This is a genomic window from Thomasclavelia saccharogumia DSM 17460 (assembly GCF_000686665.1).
Classification (GTDB): Bacteria; Bacillota_I; Bacilli_A; order Erysipelotrichales; family Coprobacillaceae; genus Thomasclavelia; species Thomasclavelia saccharogumia.
The window spans coordinates 18,099-35,074 of sequence record NZ_JMLH01000014.1; the positions used below are offsets into that span (position 1 = coordinate 18,099).

The window sequence follows — 16,976 nt, forward strand, 5'->3', positions numbered from 1 at the left end:
TTAGTTTTCACCACCCACTAAGTCTCTATAAGTGTTACTTTAACATTTTCCCTTCTTTGCTTTTCCCACTATTAACTTTAACAAACAATCCTTCTAAAGTCAAATCAAATTTAATTAGGATAATAATCTTATTATTCACTATTTTATATTAATTATTCAAAATTTATAGTTAATGTTTCACGTGAAACATTTAATTACTTCTATTTTGATTCAATTCCAAATATATTTTTTGCATTTCCATATCTGTTTTTGCCATCATATCAGCACAATTTTTTAATCTCCTTTGAATTTGAATATTTGCATTTTTAGTTCCTTTATAAACCAATTCATGTTCTAAAGATGCCCAACAATCCATAGCAATTGTTCTAATCTGTATTTCTACAGGAATATAAATAATTCCATTTCGTTGATATACTGGTACTTTTATTATTAAATGTAAACTACGATAACCATTATTTTTAGGATATTGAATATAGTTAGACTGTTTTATTTGAATAACATCATCTTGTAAAACTAGTAGTTGAGCAATATATTGAATATCATTGATATAATTGCATATTACTCTAAGTCCGGCAATATCATTTAATTGGCACATTCCTTGATAATTTTGTTCCAATCCTTTTCTTTTTAATTTTTCTAATATACTAACTGATGATTTTATCCTACTTTGTATAGCATGAATAGGGCTGTATTGATAATTTAACTTAAGCTCTTCATCAATTATTTCCAATTTTGTTTTTACAATTTTTATTGCTGCTTTATATGGTTGCATCATTGTTTCAAAATCTATTTCATTTTGTTTAATATTAATTATATCTTTATTCATTATTTTTACCGAATGTTACATTCGGTACCTCCTTTTTATTAAAATTTTCATATAATTAAATTTATTCTACAGATTATTATATTAAATATTTTTATCATTAATACATCAAAATTATGGATATTTATGTTAAAAAACATTTTTAATTTACATATTTAGACTTATTTATATAATATTTTATAATTTTAAATTCGTTTTTTGTTGATTTAAAGATTTGTTAATATAATTTTTCTTATTGATTAATAAAAAAAGATCTAAATGAGTAATAAACTCTTTATAGACCTTTCTTAATAATATAATAAGTATATATTTTTAATTATCTAAAAAAACTATTTTATAACGCTCTTTAATTCAAAATATTGCTCTAATGTATCTAATGTAACAAATTGATATCCCCTATTATTTAATTCTTCTAATGCTAATTCTAAACCATTTACTGTAAAACTATGAATATCATGTATTAAGATAACCGCACCATCAAATGCTTTATTTACAATTACATCTTTAATTTTGTTAGCATCTTTCAATTTCCAATCTTCAGTATCTAAATTCCATAATGCAATTTTCATTCCATTATTTGATATAGCAGTTTTAACTGTATCATTGATTGATCCAAATGGTGGCCTTATGAATTTAGGTTCATATCCAGTTATTTTAAAAATTGCATTTTGAGTATTAACAATTTGATCATTTATCCCATTTAGATCTAATTTTTTCAAATCAGGATGATCCCAAGAATGACTTCCTATTTCAAATCCATGTTCATATACTGTTTTTACAACATCTGGATATAACTCAGCATTTTTCCCTAACATGAAAAATGTAGCTCGTCCATTATATTTTTCAAATAATTCAATTACTTTTAAAGTATTGGTTTTATGTGGTCCATCATCTAAAGTTATTGCTATCATTTTTTTATTAGGATCCATCTGTGGCTGATCTGCTGGTTTAGCTACATCTAATGGAGCATTAGAAGGAATATTTTTATTTGCTAGTTTTATTAAATCTTTATTTTCCTCATAATTTATTTCAACTTTATTTTTTAGTTTTTCATCACTATAAATAAGTAATTTTTTATTTTCCACAACTATATTAGAACTACTTGAATCAATATCTTCGATTCCATTAATATTAGAAGATAATATACTTTTATAATTATTTCTTAAACAATCTTCAACTGTTAAAACTTTTTCATTTTTTAAATCATAAGTTAATAACTTATTAGTTGTAGAAATTACATTTACATCTTCATCATATCGATTTATTTTTAATTTTAAATTAATATATTGATTAAATACTTCATTAATTGAATAATCCATATATATAATATCTTTACTTTTCTTATTTTCTTTTTGTCCTTTTAGATAATTTTTATAAAATTCATTAACTATCTTATTTAATTCTTTATTTTTTGTTTCAGGATAATACATAGATACATATAAATTTTCACTTTCATCTTTATAATGTTTTACTTCACCTATACTTTTGTTATCTTCGTTATATTGATTAAATTGATCATATATATTATCTTTATTATAAAAATAAAATATTCCACCTATAATAATTGCAATTATCAGTAAAATTATTATTATATATTTTATTTTTCTTTCATGTAATTCTCTTATATAATTATAATTCATTCATTTTCCATCCTTTCATCTCTTATATAATACTTTATTTGTAGAATTAAATCAAATTAATTGTTTTTATAAAATTTATATATTTAATGTTTCATGTGAAACATTAAATATATAAATTAAAGTTAAAAAAGACGATTTACTCGTCTTTTTTATGATATGCTGCATAAACTTCATTTTTCTTAATTTTCCTTAATTTAGCAACTTCTTTTATTGAATCTTTAACTGACATTCCTTTAGCAACATATTCATTGACGTGTTCAACGATAGTTTGCTCAAAAACATCCTCTTCTATAACATTAATATTACCAGAAACAATAATTACCATTTCACCTTTTAATTCATCTATGATATTTAATACTTCACTTATTTTACCTCTTATGATTTCTTCATGCTTTTTTGTAATTTCTCTACATAGAGCAATCTCGCGATCTCCAAAAATCTCTAACATTAATTTTAATGTTTTTGCAATTCGATGTGGCGATTCATATAAAACTAAAGTTTCTTGATACTTTTTCAAATTTTCCAATTCTTTTTTCTTTTTCTTATCCTGATGATCTAAAAAGCCATAAAATATAAAAGGTTGTGGAACTATTCCAGAAACAACAAGAGCATCAAGACAAGCATTTGCACCACTAATTGGAATAACATTTATTTCATTTGCAATTGCTTCTTTTACTAATTCAAAGCCAGGATCTGATATAGCAGGATATCCAGCATCACTAACTAATGCGATATTATTTCCCTCTAATAATAAATTAATTATTTTAGGTATAGAGTGTATAATATTATGTTCATGGTGAGATATCAATTTTGTCTTTATATTATAATAATTTAATAATTTAACAGTATTACGTGTATCTTCAGCACCAATATAATCTACTTCTTTTAAAATTCTTATTGCTCGATATGTAATTTCTTCTAAATTTCCTATTGGTGTTGCAACGAGATATAAACACGGATGACCATTTTCAAAACTTTTTTGCCTATTCATCGATTTTTTCTCCAAACATTTTTCTTACTTCATTACTATAAGTGCCATCTTCGTTATGAGCATATAATGGTGGTTCAATCTTTAATCCATTTTTTCCTTTATATATTCCTTCAACTAATAAAATATGACTTTCTCGACCATATTTAGGATATACAAATCTAATTCTTTTAGGTTCTATCTCATATTTTTGCATAATATTTAAAATTTCAATCATTCTATCAGGACGATGAACCATTGCAAATTTACCACGATTATCTAAAATTTTTGCAGCACTTTTAATAATTCCTTCTAAATCAATTTTTATTTCATGGCGTGCAATGCTCAAAAATTCATTTTCATTTATATTACTATCTTCATCTACTTTAAAAAAAGGTGGATTACATATTACAAGTCCAACTTTTGAAGAATTTTTTACATATTCACTTATATCATCATGGATTATTTCAATTTGTTCACTCAAGTTATTGAGCATAACATTCTTCTTTGCCAATTCAACTGCTTCTAACTGTATTTCTATTCCTATAATTTTTTTATCAGTTCTTGTTGATAAAAGCAATGGAATTGCTGCATTATTAGTGCCAAAATCAACTATTTTCTTAACATCTTTAGTAATAGTGCAAAAATTAGCTAATAATACTGTATCCAAAGAAAAGTTAAACATATCTTTTCTTTGGATTATCTTCATATGATTAAAAGCTAATAAATAATTAGTTACTTCATTATCCATACTTAATTATTATCCAAACGTTTAAAATTAATTTCATTTAACCCAACAAAAATTATCGCACCATTATTATCAATTTTAACTAAATCATTAATTACATTAAGACCTAATACCTTGACTTCTTTACCTTCATATTTCACTCTGCTTCCAATTTTAGGAAAGCGTTGTTTTTCAATCGTATAAACTTCATCTTCATACTTTAAACAGCACATTAATCTACCACAAGCACCCGATATTTTTTCTATATTTATAGCCAGCATCTGATTTTTAGCCATATTTATAGATACACCATTAAATTCTCCAAATAAAGATGTACAGCACAATGGTAATCCACATGTTCCTATTCCACCTATTACTTTAGCTTTATCCCTAGGACCAATTTGACGAAGTTCAATACGACATCTAAATACTGTTGCTAATTCTTTTAATAATTCTCTAAAATCTACCCGATCATCAGATGTATACATAAAAATAACTTTAGCTTTATCTAGAGTAAATTCACAATTAGTTAACTGCATATCTACATCATATCTTGACACTATATCTCTACAAGTTATTAAAGCTTCCTGAGCATCAATTAAATTTTTTTTATATGCCTCTACATCTTTTTGATCAGCTAGACGTAAAATTGGTTTTAATTCTGTATCAAGATTAAATTTTTCTATTTCCATTAATTCTTGCGATATTTCACCTAACTCCAGTCCTCTAGCTGTTTCCACAACTACATAATCACCTTTTTTTAAATCTAAATCCGTAGAAAAATAATATACTTTTCCTGCACTTTTAAATTTTACACTTGCTAATCTAAGATTTTGCATAGTAACACCTCTCTATAATCTATACATAAAACTATCCATTAATAATGCAATATTAGCATTACTTTCTATATTATAAATAGTCTCTAATACTAATTCAATTTGTTTTATTAATGTAGTTTCTTCAACATTGATATTTTTAAATAAATTGACATTTTCAGAATATAATACTTTTTGATTATGTTTCACGTGAAACACATCCTTCATTGCTAATAATAACATATTCAAAAATAATTTAATATCCTCACGCTCTTTATATTTTTTTAATAAATTAGTCTGAGTATTAATAATTAAATTATTACGCTTAAAATATAAATCATCAATAAAATTTATTACTTGTAAATACATATAATTAAACCGATCATCATATAATTTTTTTGCTTCATTAACATCAGCTGCTAAAAAAGCTAACACATTAGCAGCATCATTAGGAATATTATCACTAATCAATTGTTCTATAATACTTTCTTTACTATCCGGCTGTATATCTATTACTTGACATCGCGAAATAATCGTTGGTAAAACCCTATTAATATTTTTTGCTGTAAATAAAGCATAAATTCCTTCATTAGGTTCTTCCAATATTTTTAATAAAGTATTCATCGCTTCTTTAGTAGAATATTCGATATTTTCAATTATGTATATCTTTGCTTTTCCTTCTAATGAAGATTTTTTAAATGTTTCTTGAATTTTTTCAATATCGCTTTTTTTTATTGAAGCAATATTTCCATCTAATTTAATAATATCACTATATTTATTTTCCAATACTTTTCGACAATCATTACATTTCATACAAGCTAAAGTTTCATCACAAATTATCGACATTGCTAAAAAATTTAAAGGCTTTTCTGTATTATTTCCAACTAATAAAAAAGCATGTGGTATTCTATTTTGTGAAAATTCATTATTGATTAGATGATAAAAAACTGGTTGATATTTTATTAAATAATCTTTCATAACTTATTCCTAATTATTTTTAATGCTTGACTTGCTACTTCATCAATTGATTTACTTGCATCAATTTTAATAATTCGGTCTGGATATTTATTACAAATAGTTAAATAACCATTATATACCTTTTTATGAAAATCATCAGATTCCAAATCTAGCCTATCCATATCTCTATTATTCTTATTTATTCTTGCTAAGCCTTGTTCATAAGATATATCAAAAAATATTGTTAAATCAGGTACAATATTGCTAATTGCAAATAAATTTATCTGATATACTTCATCTATTCCTATTCCTCTTCCAATTCCTTGATAGACTAATGAACTATCCACAAATCGATCACAAATAACTATGTATCCTGCCTCTAAAGCGGGACTAATTTTTTCTACTAAATGCTGTCTTCTTGCGGCAGCATACAATAAAGCTTCAGTTCGTGCATCCATCGTAATATTTTTTTTATCTAAAATTATATTTCTTATCTGTTCAGCTATTTCAATACCACCAGGTTCACGTGTTAATAATACTTTATATCCTTCGGATTGCAATTTTTCAAATATTATTTTTGAAATAGTAGTTTTACCACTACCATCTGGTCCTTCCAACGTAATAAACTTACCTCTCATCTTTACTTCCTTTCTTTTTTATCAAAGCAATCTATAATAAATTATAACATATGTCATAATTTGATACAATTTATTCATCTATTAGTACTTAAAAAATAAAATATATATTATTTTAATATTTATTATAAAAATTTCATAATAAACTTATAAAGTATATAATTATAATTCCAGGATACCCTAACATAGCTAAAATAAAAATATTTAAAATATTAAAAGCAAAATAATTATTTGTTAATATATTTAATATATATAAGATTATAATTGATTTAAACAAGGCTAATATAATTTTTCGCATAAAAACACCTCTATAATAATTATATGAGGTGTTTATATTTTCTTTCTACCTTCAAGTGATTTTAATAATGTTAATTCATCAGCATAATCAATATTACTTCCAATAGGTAAACCATTAGCTATCCTACTTGCATTTATTTTTCTTTTTGCAAGTAATTTAGCTAAATATAAAGCCGTCGTTTCGCCATCTCGTGTAGGATTAGTAGCAATAATTACTTCTTTGATAGAATCATCTAATCGTTCAAATAAAGAATCGATATTTAAATCATCTATAGTTTTACCTTCCATAATTGACATTGTTCCATGTAAAACATGATATAATCCATTGTATTCTTTTATTTTTTCCATTGCAAAAACATCTTTTGATTCTTCAACAACACAAATAATACTTTGATCCCGATTAGGATCCATACATATATCACAAATTTCGCCTTCACATATATGCCCGCATTTTTTACAATAATGTATTTTATCTTGAATATTTCCTATTGCTTTTGAAAAGTCATTAACATACTCTTTTTCCATTGATAAAACATAATAAGTTAACCGTTCTGCACTTTTATTACCAATACCAGGTAAACGTTTAAAACAATCAACTAAATCTTGAAATGCTTCTGGATAATTCATATAATTTCCCTCTATTCTTCAAATTCAACGAGATCTCCAAATAATTTAATTGCCATTGATTGTGCATCATTTAATTTTTTCTGAAAATTTCGAAAAGCTCCGATATGATGTAAAACAATTGGTTTTGCTTCAGGAAGAGCTTTTGCACGATTCATTTCAATATATTTATTTCTTATATCAGGCCATGCACTACTTTTTATTGCTATAAAATCATAACTTTGTCCTAATACTTCTTGAAGAAATTTTTTTAATTGATAATAGTTTTCTGTTTCATTAATCTCATTTACATTTGGCTGATGCTCAAATGTAATAATAAGGCCTCCCTGGCAAGCTGCAACAGGATTACCATCATATAACATTGAGGCAAATTTTGCTGTATTAAGATTGAATCGATATCTTGCAATTACCGACCATTTTTCTTTTATTTCATTTAATATTCTTCGATCAGCTTGGACTAAAATATTCAAAATATCATCAAATGAAACATCAATATTTTTATTTGAAACTTTTTTTACTATATTATTTTTAATCTTTTTATCTTCATCTTTTTTCAAATCTTTATTTTGATCTATTGGCTTGGCTGTCTCTGTTGTTATTTCTTCTATTTCATTTATTTTTTCAGAATCATCTTCTTTTTCTACTTCTTCTACTCTTTTTGCTTTTTCAATAAAATTATTTTCTTCTTCAAGAAGAACTTTATTTTCACCTTTTACATTATTACATATTTTTAACATTGCTAATTCAAAATATGTTTTTGCATCTAAAGATTGACTATAATGAGAACTTGCTTCTATTAAAATATCAATTATCTTAAATGCTTCTTCAATTAAAATATACGGAACTAAATTATCAATATCATCTTTAGATAATACAAATAAAATATCAATATCTTGAGTATTTTTATAAATTATTACATCTTTTAAAACATCTATTAAATCATATGTCAATCTTTTAATATCAATACTTGTACTAAGCATATTATCTAATGATTCTAATATTCCCTTTAAATCTTTAGAAAGTAATTTTTTAATAAATATAATTTTATTATCCATGGATAATAAACCATATATCTTATTAACACTTTCTACAGTTAATTTATCTTCATAAGCTAAACACTGTTCCAAAATACTTAAAGCATCACGCATTCCACCTTCAGCTAATTTTGCAATTATTTTTAAAGCAGCTACTTCATACTCTTTCTTTTCATGCTTTAAAACATATTCCAATCTATCAATAATATCACTTTCATCAACTTTTTTAAAATCAAATCGTTGACATCTAGATATGATTGTTGGCAAAATTTTATGCGGTTCAGTTGTTGCGAGAACAAAAACAATATGTGCTGGTGGTTCTTCTAAAGTTTTTAATAACGCATTGAATGCCCCTGTTGACATCATATGAACTTCATCAATAATATACACTTTATATTTTCCATTTATAGGTGCATATTTCACTTTATCTATCAAATCTCGAACTTCATCTACACCATTATTACTAGCAGCATCAATTTCAATAACATCAGGATGCTCTCCTGCTGTTATAGATTTGCAATTAGGACAAGTATCGCAGGGAGGATTATCTCCAGTACAATTTAAAGCTTTTGCGAGTAACTTAGCTACAGTAGTTTTACCAGTTCCTCGGGGACCAGCAAATAAATAAGCATGAGAAATACGATTTTCTTTAATTGCATTTTTTAATGTAGTTACAACATGTTCTTGCCCAGCAACTTCATTGAAAGTTTGGGGTCTATATGATCTATATAAAGCTTTATAAGACATTTATAATCACTCCTCATCCTTATCTATTATACTATATAATTAAAAAGATAAATATAATAAAAAATTTAATTTTTTATTATATTAATTTTTTCTTTTATTTTTAAAATAATCTTTAATTATTTTTGAACATTTTTCTTGTAAAATTCCACCAGTAATTTCTGGTCTATGATTAACAGGTGATTCTGAATTATAGATAGTAGTCAAAGCCAGCCACCTTTTTTCATATGCCCCAAAAACTACTTTTTTTATTCTACTATTTATTATAGCTCCAGAACACATTACACATGGTTCAAGAGTTACATATAATATACACTCATCAAGATACCAAGAATCAAATTTTTTACAAGCTTCATTAATTGCTATAACTTCTGCATGAGCTGTAGCCAAATTAGTCGTTTCACGAAGATTATGTGCCTGCGCTATTATCTGATTATCTTTAACTATAACAGCTCCAACAGGTACTTCATCTTTATCTAAACATTTTAACGCTTCTTGATATGCAATTTCCATAAACTTAATATCTTGTTCCATGCAAAATTCCCCTTTTTATAAAAAAGCCACTACACACAGACGGTTATTCTTAATGCTGCTACCTTCCGGTCCTGACATGGTTCGAAGCCGCCTATTGTAATGGCAAAAATAATTATATAACATTAATTCATCAAATTCAATAATAAACTTAATATTTATTTTATAAATATAAATTCATTAAATAAACATTCAAATATTCATCACCAATTTTCATATAATTATCATAACGTCCAATAATTTCAAATCCAAATTTTTTATACAATACAATTGCTGCCATATTATCAGTAACTACTTCTAAATCTATAATTTCTAAACCAGCTTCGATTGCATAACCAATAGTAGCAGAAAGTAGATTTGAACCAATTCCTTGATTCCAATAATCTTTCAATACAGATATTCCCAAACTTGCATGATGTTTCAAACGTTTTTTAGAATTTCCATTTAATGAAACCAGCCCTACAATTTGATCATCATCTTTTGCAACGATCATTATAGAATTAGGATCATCGTTAATTTCTTGAATTAATTCCATCTCTTGAATTTCATTTAATTTATTATCATCAGATTCAAAAGTAAGATTTGTTGTTTGATCAGCAACAATATTTAAATATTCAATGACTCTTTTAGCATCATTAGGTAAAACTTCACAGTATTCTATTTTCATCTTTTCACCCCATTTTTATTTTTTTAATCTTATTTTTGTAATAATTTGTGTTTCAAGATATACTAATAAAGTAAATCCACAAACTATCAACATATCTATTAAAACTGGTTTAATAGCTTCAAAACCAAAATCATTTAATTTAACAATTTCATTATTAGCTTTTATGAACCAGTATGAAGGTAAGAATTTTGCTAAAGTTAATACAAATGGACTTAACATACTTTGGGGAACAAAAGCCCCGCATATAAAGCTTGATCCTAAACCAAAAACATTTCCTACACCACTTAATATTTCACGGTTACTTGTAAATTTTGCTATCATAAAGCTCAATGCTTGAATAAAAAGCATTAAAACAAGTGAATTAATTATTAACAATAATCCATTTATTGTCATCATGGCTTTACTATATAAAATAAAACTAAATATAACATATAATAACCAAATAAATAATCCAACTGTATAATTTCCTAATAATAATTGACGATTCATACTTTTATAACTTACCGGTGATACTAGATTACGGTGTTTTATCTTTTCTTCATTAAAAGATACCATGATCATTGTTACAATAACCATTGTTATAGTTATTAACATATAATTAGAAAAATTATAATAGGTAGCAGCCTTTGTAAAATCAATATCATTTTTCTTTTCCAACATGCTTACTTCTATATTTTTACTTAAATCTTCTTTAATTAATTTAGTTAGCTTTTGATCACTAATTCCTGCTTTTAAATATAAATTAGCAGTATTTAAATACTTATTTAAAAGATTCTTACTATAGATACTATTATAAGAATCAGGTAATTCCATTGTTTCAATTTGAACATTCTTACCACTAATAAAATCAGATGTATAATTTTTAGGTATAATCATAATATAATCAACAGTTCGATAAAACAAGGCATCACGTAATTTTTCTTCTTGATCATCTAAATTAATTAATTTACCAGAATCTTGAATATATTTTTTTAATCCTTTAATTAGATTACTATCTTCATCTCGATTAATAACAGCAACTTTAATATCTACACTTTTATATTCAGTTGTACTAGAATTATATGTTCCTGCAAATATTGCTAATCCAAGAAATATAGCTGTATATATAATTATTAGTAAGGTATAAGTATTGGCAATTTTTAAATATTTTTTAAATACTGTCATATTGCTTCCTCCTTGTGAAGAATAATGATCCTGCAATTAGAAGAACACCAATTATAAATAAGTAGATCATATTTGTTGTATAACGATTTAAATTATCATAATAGTAAAGAGCATATAATCCATCAGTTATTAGATTGACAGGATTGATATATGCTAATATTGGTAAATTGGTTTGCATCCAATATTTAATATCAATGATCATCATTCCCGAAAAGAACGATAGTACTAATGAAAAACTTGTTAAAAAAGATATTTTTGTATCTTCCTTTTTAAATTTCAAAACATTTCCAACAAAATTACCTAATCCCACGCCAGTAAAACATCCTATAGCAATTAAAATAATAATATAAACTGTTTGATTGCCAAAACCAACACCTAATCCAAAAATCAGATAAGCCATCAAAATCATCATAATTACAAACTGAATAATAAAAGCTGATAAAATTCCCGATAAAACAGTAATTATTTTTGAAATAGGTGAAATTCCTATTCTTGTTCCCTGTCTTGAAAGATTAGCTTCAATCTGACTCGTAGTTCTAAGACCACAAAAACTGGCATTTAAACAATTCATCCCAATTAAAGTATAAAAATATACAACGGTTAAGTCCGTATTACCACCAATATTCAATGTTTTAAAATTATCCTTAGATAAATTAACAGCATCTAAAATATTAGTTTGTAGAATGTCAGGACTTAAATCAGTAATATTCTTAATTGTACTCATTGTACTATTATACTCATTTACAATACTTTCAAGAATTGTCTCATCAATTCCAGTATCATTTACTACTAATTCAATTTTATCACTAACAAGATAATAACCTTTAATTTTCTCATCTTTTAATAATTGTTTTGCTTCGTTCAAACTTTTAACTTTTAAATTAATTAGTTTTTCATTACCATTTTCTAATGATTCTAATGTTTGTTTAAAATATGAATTTTCTTGTTTTTCAACAAGAGCAACATTAATTGTTTCAAATTTTTCACTAGCTGTTAAATTAGAAAATGCTAAATTAAAAAAAGTAGCAAGAGCAAGTGGAAATATTAACGTCCAAAATATTACCATTTTATTTCTAATTAATGTTTTAAATTGATATTTGAAAAAGTGAAAAAACATTAATCTCTTAACTCTTTTCCTGTTAGTTCTAGAAAAACATCATTTAATGTTGGACGTTCACTAAATATACTCGTATAACTAACATTATTTTCACGAACATAATCAATTAATTTACTTAAATTATCTTCTTTCGTTTTATAAGAAATATGAACTATATTATTTTCAATTTCAATATTAATTACTCGCTTACTATTTTTTAAACGATCAATAAAAGCTTGATTCATTGATTTTAATTCAATCGTAATTTTCTCACCTAAACTGATCATATCTTTTAATTCATCTTTTGTTCCTGAAGCAATTATTTTACCCTTATCCATAATAACAATTCGATTACATAGCTGCTCTACTTCTTCCATATAATGAGTAGTATAGACAATTGTAGCTCCTAATTCATTTAATTTTTTTATTCCCTCAAGAATATTATTTCTACTTTGAGGATCTACTGCTACAGTTGGTTCATCTAAAAAAATTAATTTTGGTTTATGAGCTATTCCACAAGCAATATTTAATCTTCTTAATAATCCTCCACTTAATTCCTTAGGTTTAAATTTTTTAAATTCATTCAAACCTACTAAATCTATAGCATTTTGAACATAACTCTTTCTAATTTTTTTATCTTTAATATAAAGTCCACAAAAATAATCAATATTTTCAATTACACTTAATTCTTCAAATACTGCAACATCTTGAAAAACAACTCCTATTTTACTTTTAATATCATAGGCAGTTGGACTCATCTCTTGATCAAAAATACAAATTTTACCAGAATCATACTTTAATAATGATAAAATAGTATTTATAGTAGTAGACTTACCACTACCATTAGGTCCTAATAAACCTAATATTTCACCTTCATAAACATCTAAACTAAAATCATCTAAAGCTACTAGATTGCCATATCTTTTAGTTAGATTTTTAATTTCTATGATTTTTTCCATATTATCTCCTCCTTTTATATCACCACTATACATAAATTTATCACAAGCAGCCACCAACTTTAGATTACAGATTATTATTTTTTAGCAACTAATAGTTGCTAACTACGGTAGCGTTTTATTTTTTCATTTATTTTGCGAGCATCATCACTATTTTTTATGTATACTATTCCACAACAAATAAAATAAATAATTGTAGATATAATTAGAATAATAAAGCTATTTTCAATACTTACTGTAAATCCCGATAAATAATTAACAATAATTATGGTTCCTGCTATTTCAATAATTGAAATTAAATCTGATATCCATTCTTTAATATTCATACAATGCGTCATATTAACAAATAAGTTAATCAAAACACAAATTTTAAATATATCAATAATATATTTATCGTTTAGATAACTTCCACCTAAAACTGTCTGTACTAAAATTACTAAAGTAAATGAGATACAAGTTGTGATAAACCAAATTCTTATTTTTTTCATAAAATTATCACCTACATTCCAAATTTCTTTTTAAAATCACTTACATAATGTCGAGTTATAATTAATTTTTCATTATTTATTAACATCGCCTCATAACGACCATTTAATAGTGCTTTAACATTATCTAATTTATTTAAATTCAATAAAATAGATTTACTGATACGTATAAAGGAACAAGTTTCTAATTTATTTTCCAATTCATATAATCTTAAATTTGTTTCATAAACTTTATCTTTGCAGTAAAGAAAAACCCTATCTTCATTAGCTTCAATATAATAAATATCATTGATCATAATTTGATAACTACGATTATTTAACTTTCCAATAATAAATTTATTATTTTCTAGTAAAGAAATGATTTTCTTGATATTATCATCAACTTTATTACATCGAATAACTATTTCTAATTCACTATCTTCCTTACATTCAATAACGATCTTCATCTAACTCCTCCTTTATAAAATTAGTTTATCATATTATTATCTTTTTACCTATCATATTTAAGTAAGATACACTTTGTCCCAACGAAATGCAAAAAAATCAATAACACTTTAATATTTAAATAAACTACAATAATAAAAAGTACATCTTAAAGTGTACTTTTTATTCCGATATTTAATTTATATTATTAATCTCTATGATAGTGTTCATTTAACCAACGTGCTACACCATCTTCATCATTACTTAAAATTATATCTGTAGCACAGTGCTTTAATTTTTCAACTGCATTACTTACTGCATAACATTGATCAGATATTGCAAACATCGGTAAATCATTAATTGCATCACCAAATGATATCACTTCATCACATTTTAAAATATTTTTTAATTTTAAAATTGCACTTGCTTTAGAGGCACTTTGAGGCATAATTTCTAACCAGTATTCTTCACGATATATTTCTTGTTGAAATGTAATATTATAATCATCACATCTTTTTAATTTCTCATATATTGGTTTTAAATCTTTATACTCACCAATAACAGTAAAATAAAATATTTCGCCTTGATATAAACTATTATAATCATCTGTCAAATTGATTCGATAATCATTTTGATGACTTTTTAAATAGTATTTAGTTCCTTCATTTAAATCGTTATTAATGATCGTAACTCTTTCTCTATCATTAATTAATGCATAAACCATTGGCCTTACTTGATTAGATTCCATTATTTCTTTAATTAATCCTATCTGTTTTTTATTAAAAACATTCTTATGAATAATTTTACCAGTCTCACTATTAACTATAAATGTTCCATTATAAATAATTAGTGGTAAATTTTTAGTCAGACCTTTAGTTACTGGAGCTGCTGAAACTAACGATCTTGCCGTTGCGTATGTAAAAATCATTCCTTTAGAAATCAAATTATTTATTGTTTCAATACTATAGTTACTTATTCTTCCATTACTATCTAATAAAGTGCCATCTAAATCAGTAACATATAATTTTTTCATATAGATAAAAAGATAACTATTTAGTTATCTTTTCTTTTCCTCCCATGTATGGCTGTAATGCTTTTGGAATATTAACACTACCATCTTCATTCAAATTATTTTCAAGAAAAGCAATTAACATTCTAGGTGGAGCTACAACTGTATTATTTAATGTATGTGCAAAATATTTACCTTTTTCACCATTTATACGAATATTTAATCTTCTAGCTTGGGCGTCTGTTAAATTTGAACATGATCCAACTTCAAAGTACTTCTTTTGTCTTGGTGACCAAGCTTCAACATCTATACTCTTAGATTTTAAATCTGCCAAATCACCAGAACAACATTCTAAAGTTCTTACTGGAATATCTAATGATCTAAATAAATCAACAGTATTATTCCATAATTTATCAAACCACATTTTACTATCTTCTGGTTTACATACAACAATCATTTCTTGTTTTTCAAATTGATGAATTCGATAAACACCACGTTCTTCAATACCATGAGCACCCTTTTCTTTTCTAAAACATGGTGAATATGAAGTATATGTGTAAGGCAATTTATCTTCATCTAAGATATTATCAATAAATTTTCCAATCATCGAATGTTCAGATGTACCAATCAAATATAAGTCTTCCCCTTCAATTTTATACATCATACTATCCATCTCTTCAAAACTCATTACCCCAGTAACAACATTACTACGAATCATGTATGGTGGAATAACATAAGTAAAACCGCGATCAATCATAAAATCACGTGCGTATGATAGAATTGCTGAATGCAACCGGGCAATATCTCCCATTAAATAATAAAATCCCTGACCAGCAACACGTCCAGCACTATCCATATCAATACCTTCAAATTTTTCCATTATTTCTGTATGATAAGGTATTTCATATTCCGGTATTACTGGATCTCCATATTTAGTAATTTCCACATTTTCGCTATCATCTTTTCCTAAAGGCACAGATTCATCAATGAAATTAGGAATTTTCATCATAATAGCTTTTAACTCACTACCATATTTTACTTCTAATTCCTCTAATTGCTTTAACTCTTCTGCCATTTCATTAACTTTTCTTTTATTATTTTCGGCAGCTTCTTTATTTCCTTCACGCATAAATTGACCAATTTCTTTTGACAACTTATTACGCATTGCTCTTAATTCACTAGCTTTTGTTAAAACTTCTCGATAATCTTTATCTAATTTGTAAGCTTCATCTACTAATCCAATCTTTTCATCTTGAAATTTCTTTTTCATATTTTCTTTTACTAAGGTTGGATTTTCTCTTAATATTGCAATATCAATCATTCTAATTCTCCCTTGCTTATATTTTTTTAAATTATACAATAATTATTCATCTTATTCAATT

General features: G+C 25.4%; 18 protein-coding genes, 1 other RNA gene and 1 other annotated feature (1 of these 20 only partly in view). All 19 genes read right to left on the bottom strand.

Annotated elements, in window-relative coordinates:
• Positions 1 to 66, bottom strand: a binding site (T-box leader) (it extends 131 nt beyond the left edge of the window).
• 124 nt (positions 67 to 190) lie between these two features.
• Entirely contained in the window at positions 191 to 826 is a 636-nt protein-coding gene (locus BR82_RS0104705) for a GTP pyrophosphokinase (RefSeq protein ID WP_027089241.1), read from the bottom strand.
• Between the two features lie 326 nt (positions 827 to 1,152).
• Entirely contained in the window at positions 1,153 to 2,463 is a 1,311-nt protein-coding gene (locus BR82_RS0104710) for a polysaccharide deacetylase family protein (protein ID WP_027089242.1), read from the bottom strand.
• Between the two features lie 136 nt (positions 2,464 to 2,599).
• Entirely contained in the window at positions 2,600 to 3,454 is an 855-nt protein-coding gene (rsmI, locus tag BR82_RS0104715) for a 16S rRNA (cytidine(1402)-2'-O)-methyltransferase (protein WP_027089243.1), read from the bottom strand.
• Positions 3,447 to 4,181 carry a tRNA1(Val) (adenine(37)-N6)-methyltransferase gene (locus BR82_RS0104720; protein WP_027089244.1) on the bottom strand — a complete coding sequence of 245 codons (735 nt, stop codon included), beginning with the start codon at positions 4,179 to 4,181 and terminating at the stop codon, positions 3,447 to 3,449. The genes rsmI and BR82_RS0104720 overlap by 8 nt, the downstream gene beginning before the upstream one ends.
• A 2-nt stretch (positions 4,182 to 4,183) precedes the next feature.
• Positions 4,184 to 4,996, bottom strand: a complete 813-nt coding sequence (gene ricT / locus BR82_RS0104725) for a regulatory iron-sulfur-containing complex subunit RicT (protein WP_027089245.1) — start codon at positions 4,994 to 4,996, stop codon at positions 4,184 to 4,186.
• A gap of 12 nt (positions 4,997 to 5,008) precedes the next feature.
• A complete protein-coding gene (locus BR82_RS0104730) occupies positions 5,009 to 5,950 on the bottom strand; it encodes a hypothetical protein (protein WP_027089246.1) in 942 nt (313 codons plus the stop codon).
• Positions 5,947 to 6,567, bottom strand: a complete 621-nt coding sequence (gene tmk, locus BR82_RS0104735; RefSeq protein WP_027089247.1) for a dTMP kinase — start codon at positions 6,565 to 6,567, stop codon at positions 5,947 to 5,949. Before tmk ends, BR82_RS0104730 begins: the two co-directional genes overlap by 4 nt.
• Positions 6,568 to 6,894: 327 nt before the next feature.
• On the bottom strand, positions 6,895 to 7,488 hold the full coding sequence (gene recR / locus BR82_RS0104745) for a recombination mediator RecR (protein ID WP_027089248.1): 594 nt from the start codon (positions 7,486 to 7,488) through the stop codon (positions 6,895 to 6,897).
• An 11-nt stretch (positions 7,489 to 7,499) separates the two neighbouring features.
• Positions 7,500 to 9,266 (bottom strand): DNA polymerase III subunit gamma/tau, encoded by a 1,767-nt coding sequence (dnaX, locus tag BR82_RS0104750; RefSeq protein ID WP_027089249.1) that lies wholly within the window; start codon positions 9,264 to 9,266, stop codon positions 7,500 to 7,502.
• Between the two features lie 81 nt (positions 9,267 to 9,347).
• The gene (locus BR82_RS0104755; protein WP_027089250.1) at positions 9,348 to 9,797 is read right to left on the bottom strand and encodes a nucleoside deaminase; all 450 of its coding nucleotides are present in this window, start codon (positions 9,795 to 9,797) and stop codon (positions 9,348 to 9,350) included.
• A 19-nt stretch (positions 9,798 to 9,816) separates the two neighbouring features.
• Positions 9,817 to 9,904: signal recognition particle sRNA small type (ffs, locus tag BR82_RS16640), an RNA gene on the bottom strand.
• 53 nt (positions 9,905 to 9,957) lie between these two features.
• Positions 9,958 to 10,461, bottom strand: coding sequence for a GNAT family N-acetyltransferase (locus BR82_RS0104760; RefSeq protein ID WP_027089251.1), 504 nt, complete (start codon positions 10,459 to 10,461; stop codon positions 9,958 to 9,960).
• A 15-nt stretch (positions 10,462 to 10,476) separates the two neighbouring features.
• Positions 10,477 to 11,625 (bottom strand): ABC transporter permease, encoded by a 1,149-nt coding sequence (locus BR82_RS0104765; RefSeq protein ID WP_027089252.1) that lies wholly within the window; start codon positions 11,623 to 11,625, stop codon positions 10,477 to 10,479.
• A complete protein-coding gene (locus BR82_RS0104770) occupies positions 11,612 to 12,691 on the bottom strand; it encodes an ABC transporter permease (RefSeq protein ID WP_051592743.1) in 1,080 nt (359 codons plus the stop codon). Before BR82_RS0104770 ends, BR82_RS0104765 begins: the two co-directional genes overlap by 14 nt.
• Positions 12,692 to 12,741: 50 nt before the next feature.
• Entirely contained in the window at positions 12,742 to 13,680 is a 939-nt protein-coding gene (locus tag BR82_RS0104775; protein ID WP_027089254.1) for an ABC transporter ATP-binding protein, read from the bottom strand.
• A gap of 98 nt (positions 13,681 to 13,778) precedes the next feature.
• Complete coding sequence (locus tag BR82_RS0104780) at positions 13,779 to 14,165, bottom strand: DUF3021 family protein (RefSeq protein WP_027089255.1); 387 nt, start codon at positions 14,163 to 14,165, stop codon at positions 13,779 to 13,781.
• A gap of 11 nt (positions 14,166 to 14,176) precedes the next feature.
• Positions 14,177 to 14,608, bottom strand: a complete 432-nt coding sequence (locus BR82_RS0104785; protein ID WP_027089256.1) for a LytTR family DNA-binding domain-containing protein — start codon at positions 14,606 to 14,608, stop codon at positions 14,177 to 14,179.
• A 185-nt stretch (positions 14,609 to 14,793) separates the two neighbouring features.
• Entirely contained in the window at positions 14,794 to 15,618 is an 825-nt protein-coding gene (locus BR82_RS0104790) for a Cof-type HAD-IIB family hydrolase (RefSeq protein ID WP_027089257.1), read from the bottom strand.
• Positions 15,619 to 15,634: 16 nt separating this feature from the next.
• Complete coding sequence (gene serS / locus BR82_RS0104795; RefSeq protein WP_027089258.1) at positions 15,635 to 16,915, bottom strand: serine--tRNA ligase; 1,281 nt, start codon at positions 16,913 to 16,915, stop codon at positions 15,635 to 15,637.
• Positions 16,916 to 16,976: the final 61 nt, after the last annotated feature.